1 protein-coding gene and 1 pseudogene are annotated in these 1,436 nt (G+C 69.9%); both read left to right on the top strand.

Features of this window, described 5'->3' with window-relative positions:
* Positions 1-181, top strand: a pseudogene (gene murD / locus G6028_RS03390) (UDP-N-acetylmuramoyl-L-alanine--D-glutamate ligase); the annotation flags it as partial.
* A gap of 3 nt (positions 182-184) precedes the next feature.
* Positions 185-1,436 (top strand): putative lipid II flippase FtsW (gene ftsW / locus G6028_RS03385; protein ID WP_182645396.1); only part of this gene is annotated, 1,252 nt, incomplete at its 3' end.

The raw sequence follows: 1,436 nt of genomic DNA, 5'->3' as shown, positions 1-1,436 counted from the left end.
GGCGGCCCCCGACGAGCCGCAGCAGACGATGGACCGCGCGGTCGCCGAGGCCGCGCGGATGGCCACCGGAGGCGACACCGTACTGCTCGCCCCCGCCGCCGCGTCGATGGACATGTTCACCGACTACGGCCACCGCGGGCGCAGCTTCGCGCTCGCCGTGGGCCGGGTCGCCGGGAGGTAGGGCATGGCACTTCACGAACCCGCTCGCCGGGACGACGCCGACGAGGCCGGCGCCGCGACCCGGCCCGATCTGTTGGGGCGCATCGCCGCGCCACTGGCCGCGATCAACCGTGCGCCGCTGACCTCGTACCACGTGGTCATGGTGGTCACCGCCCTGCTCACCGTGATCGGCCTGGGGATGGTGCTGTCGAGCTCCAACGTCCTCGCCTTCTCCGGTGGCGGCACGCCGTTCGACATCTTCCTGCGCCAGGCCGTGTTCGTCACGATCGGCTGGGTGGGGTTCGTGGTGGCCCTGCGCATGCGGTTCGAGCTGCTGCGGGCTGCCGCGCTGCCGATGCTCCTGGTGTCCATCGGTCTGCTCATCGCCGTGCTGATCCCCGGTGTGGGCATGGAGATCAACGGCTCCCGCGGGTGGATCGACCTCGGCTTCTTCGCGATCCAGCCCGCCGAGATCGCCAAGTTCGCGTTCATCATCTGGGCGTCGTCGGTGGTGGCCAAGCGCATCCGCACCGGGTACTGGCTCGACCTGCTTTTCCCGGCCATCGTGGGGTACGGGGTGGTCGCCGCCCTCGTCGTCGTCGCCCCCGACCTCGGCATGGCCACGGCGGTGACCATCGCATTCCTGTGCGTGCTGTGGTTCTCCGGGTACCCCACCCGGCACTTCGTGTGGGTGATCGCGTTCGGCACCGTCGTGTTCGGCGTCCTCGCCGTGACGTTCGCCTACCGCTTCGAGCGCGTCCGGACCTTCTTTAACACCTTCGTCGGTGACTTCTCGAACCCCCAGGGTTCGGCCTACCAGTCGTATCAGGGGATGCTCTCGCTCGCCGAGGGCGGCCTGTTCGGGGTGGGCCTGGGGCAGTCCAGCGCCAAGTGGTTCTACCTCCCGGAGGCGACCAACGACTTCATCTTCGCCATCATCGGGGAGGAGCTCGGCTGGTTCGGCGCCGCCGTGGTCGTCACGCTGTACCTGGCGCTGGGGTGGGCCGGCATGCGCGTCGCGCTGCGGTCGGCGGACCCGTTCCGTCGCCTGCTGGCCGGCACGATCACCACGACGATCGTGCTGCAGGCGTTCATCAACATCGGGTACGTGGTGGGTCTGCTCCCGGTCACCGGCCTCCAGCTGCCCCTCATCTCCAACGGTGGCACCTCGGCGGTCGTGACCCTGGCCTCCCTCGGTCTCCTCGCCAACTGCGCCCGCCACGAGCCCGAGGCGATCTCGGCGATCCTCAGCTCCCCGGAGCGACGCCGGCGTCGCT

The sequence above is a fragment of the Dietzia cercidiphylli genome (assembly GCF_014145145.1).
GTDB lineage: Bacteria > Actinomycetota > Actinomycetes > Mycobacteriales > Mycobacteriaceae > Dietzia > Dietzia natronolimnaea.
This window is presented reverse-complemented; position numbering and strand designations above follow the sequence as displayed.